The 3,163-nt window shown below is 73.6% G+C and carries 2 protein-coding genes and 1 pseudogene; 1 reads left to right on the top strand and 2 read right to left on the bottom strand.

Translation table 11 applies throughout. From position 1 onward, the window contains the following. Positions 1-663 (bottom strand): annotated as a pseudogene (locus ABD308_RS34265) (HEAT repeat domain-containing protein); the annotation flags it as partial. A gap of 280 nt (positions 664-943) precedes the next feature. Between ABD308_RS34265 and ABD308_RS34260 the strand changes: the two are divergent. Continuing rightward, on the top strand, positions 944-1,297 hold the full coding sequence (locus ABD308_RS34260; RefSeq protein WP_344343719.1) for a hypothetical protein: 354 nt from the start codon (positions 944-946) through the stop codon (positions 1,295-1,297). Positions 1,298-1,367: 70 nt separating this feature from the next. Here the strand turns inward: ABD308_RS34260 and ABD308_RS34255 are convergent, their stop codons facing one another. Next, complete coding sequence (locus ABD308_RS34255; RefSeq protein ID WP_344343717.1) at positions 1,368-2,858, bottom strand: DNA-binding protein NsdB; 1,491 nt, start codon at positions 2,856-2,858, stop codon at positions 1,368-1,370. Positions 2,859-3,163: the final 305 nt, after the last annotated feature.

Raw genomic sequence — 3,163 nt, 5'->3', positions numbered from 1 at the left:
GCCCTGGTCGGCCCAGGCGAGGACGTCGGCGGTGGACCAGCCGGGGGTGACGCCGCTGCGGTTCAGCTGGCGCTGCCACAGGTCGAAGGGGGACTGCTCGCCGGCCGCCGCGACTCTGGGGTGGTAGGCCGCCCAGAGCCGCCACGGCCTGGGCTCGTAGGCTCCCCGGATGGTCTCGCGCAGTTCGGCGTCGCCCTCGGGGCCCGGCGGGAAGCGGTCCAGCACGGCGGTTCCGAGCAGCAGCAGGCCGCGGTCGTCGTCGCGCAGCGCGAGCTCGTCCAGCGCCCAGGCCCAGTTGGTGCCGGTGGCGGCGTACTCGCGGAGCATGAGCAGGGCGTCCCGGCGGCCGTACGCGGCGAGGTGACCGAGGACGGAGAGCGCCAGGCCGGTGCGGGCCTCGTCCTCGTCGAGGAGGTCCTCCGGTGAGTGGAGGTGGTCCTCGATGCCGTCCAGCGACGCCTCCAGCTCCATGTAGAGGCGCGCGTAGTAGAGGGAGCGGTTCTCGACCTGCCAGTCGGCTCGCGGATCCCTGGTGACGCACTCCTCCAACGCGGCGATGGCCTCGGTGCGGTCGGCGGCCAGCGCATGGAGCTGCCCGTCACCGCGACCTCGCTGCAGGAGGCCGAGGAGGCTGGCACTGGGTGCTATCACTGGCTCGAACATGAGGTCAGCATCCGTTGCGGCGGTCGTAGTGGCAACGGGATTTCCGTCGCCGGGGTCTCTGGTCGGTACTGCGGTGGGCGCCCGGGCGCCGGAATCACCGAAGGTTACCGCTTCGGACAGCCCGTCGCACACAGGGCGACCGACGCTTTGTGCGCACTGGCATATGCCTGGGGAACTTTGTCTGCGTTCTGTCCAAATCGCGGACGGGTGTCGGACCGCTGTGCGACAGTCGTTCCCACGCCCGTCGGCCGACCGCCGCGAACGGATGAGCGGACCTGCCATGCCCATGACACCGACGCCCGGCCGCGACACGGTCGCCGCGGCCGAATGGGACCTGCGCACCGACGACGTGCGCTGGACCGCCGAGGCCTTCCGGCTGCTCGGCTGCGATCCCGGCCACGGCCCGCTCAGCCTCGACCGGCTGCCCGACCGGCTGAGCGAGGCGGACCGGCCGCAGCTGCGCCGGATGATGACCGACGCGCTGGTGCACGGCCGGTACGCCGTCGGCACCCTCCAGGTCCGCCGGCCCGGCGGCGGGCACGGCATGGTGGAGTGCGCGGGCGAACCCGTCCTCGGCACCGACGGCACCGTCACCGCCCTGCGCATGCTGCTGCGCCCGGCCGGCCCCGGCTAGCGGACCGACCGCGCCGGCCAGGCCCGATCGGCGAACCCGGCCGGCGGCACGCGGACCGACGGAGCGCGGACTAACGGAACGCGGGCTGCGGCCGGTACTTCGCCCCCACCGCCCGCAGCTCCCGCCCCAGCTCGTCCCGCAGCTCGTCCACCACCGGCACCCCCCGGTAGCGCGCGGTCAACCGGTACATCTCCCGCAGCCGGTCCCAGGTCCGGTGCGAGGAGTTCTGCCCGATCAGGTTCAGCACCATCTTGACCTGGGTGTCCGCCGCGTCCGGCTCCCCGGTGAGCCAGTGCACCGAGGCCAGCGTGATCCGGTCGAACAGCGCCGAGCGCAGCTGACCGGTCCCCTCCCGCAGCCGGATCACCCGCTCGGCGTGCCGGCCGGCCTGCGCGGCGGCCGACAGGTCGTGCTCGGCGAGCGTGCGCAGCACCAGCGCCTGCATCCCGCGCAGCTCCGCCTCGTCGAACACCTGCATCCAGGACGGCGGCGGACCGTCCGCCTCCTCCGCGAAGAGGTCCTCCGCCTCGCCCAGCAGCCGCCAGGTCGCCTGCGACTGCCCGATCGACGCGTGCGCCCACGCCTCGACGGTGTTCAGCATCGCCCGCGTCCTCGGCAGCATCCGCCCGCCGCCCGCCCGCGCCGCGGCCATCAGGTCGATGGCGTCGTCGGCCCGCCCGAGGTGCACCATCTGCCGCGCCGCCCGGGAGATCGCCTCCCCCGCGCGCGGACGGTCACCGGCCTCCTTCGCCGACTCGGCGGCCAGCGTGAAGTACTTCTGCGCGGTCGGCTCCAGCCCCACGTCGTGCGACATCCAGCCGGCCAGCACCGCGAGGTTGGCCGCGACCAGCCACAACCGCTGCGCCACGGCCGCGCTGTGGCGGTGCGTCAACAGACCGCCCACCTCGTTGAGTTGACCGACCACCGCCTTGCGCTGCAGGCCGCCGCCACGGGCCGCGTCCCAGGCCCGGAACACCTGCACCGAGCGCTCCAGCGCCTCCACCTCGTCGAGCCCGACCGGGCCCGCGTCGTACAGGTCCACCACCGGCCGGGCACCGCCCTGGGTGACGACCGACCGCGGGCCGGGCGCCGAGGCCGCGTACGCGACCGCGTCCCCGCCCAGCCAGCCCTTCAACGAATCGGCGATGACCACCCCGGCCGTGAGCGCGGCACCCGCGCCCACCAATCCACGTCGGTTCAGCATGAGGTCCATTCCCGTGAACTCGGTGAGGACCGCGGCCGTCCGATCCGGCTCCCATGGCGACGTGGTGGCGGACTGCGCCGCTCCGGTCCTGGTGGGCCGGTGTCGTTCCAGACCGAGGTCCTCAGTGGTGACGACACGGCCGAGCCGCTCCGTGAACACGGCTGCCAGTACCCTCGGCACCGGATCGCGCGGGATCTCCCCCTGCTCGATCCACCGCCGCACCCGCGAGGTGTCGGTGGACAGCTGCTGCTGTCCCATCGCGGCACCGCGCCTGTTGACCAGCCGCGCCAACTCGCCCTTCGACCATCCGGTCAGGACGAACAGATCGGCGAGTCGGGTGTTGGGTCCCCTGCTCACGTGAAGCCCCCAGGTTCCTCGGCTGATCCGAGGCTAGAGGCTCCGTCAGGCACCCGGCGAGCATTCGCCAGGCTTCGCCAGGGTCCGCCACATTACCAACCACCGTCATCCGGGTGTGATGTAGAGGTGCGCCACCTCGCCCCCGGGTCGGGCGGCGTCCCACACCGGTTCGGGGTTCCCCCCGCACGGGCCGCGGGACGTCCCCGGTCCTCACCCGAGGGGGTGGCGCGGCCGGGTGGCGCGGGGGCGCCGGGCACGGCCACGGCAGAACCGGCCGACCGCATTCCCCAGGGTGCGGACGGCCG

The sequence above is a fragment of the Kitasatospora putterlickiae genome, from assembly GCF_039527695.1.
GTDB classification, from domain to species: Bacteria; Actinomycetota; Actinomycetes; order Streptomycetales; family Streptomycetaceae; genus Kitasatospora; species Kitasatospora putterlickiae.
Note: the sequence above shows the minus strand (reverse complement) of the source record. Positions and strands in the feature narration are given on the sequence as shown.

Excerpts from the sequence above, each read along its gene's own strand:
- ABD308_RS34260 (WP_344343719.1), top strand. The coding sequence starts at position 944 with ATGCCCATGACACCGACGCCCGGCCGCGACACGGTCGCCGCGGCCGAA.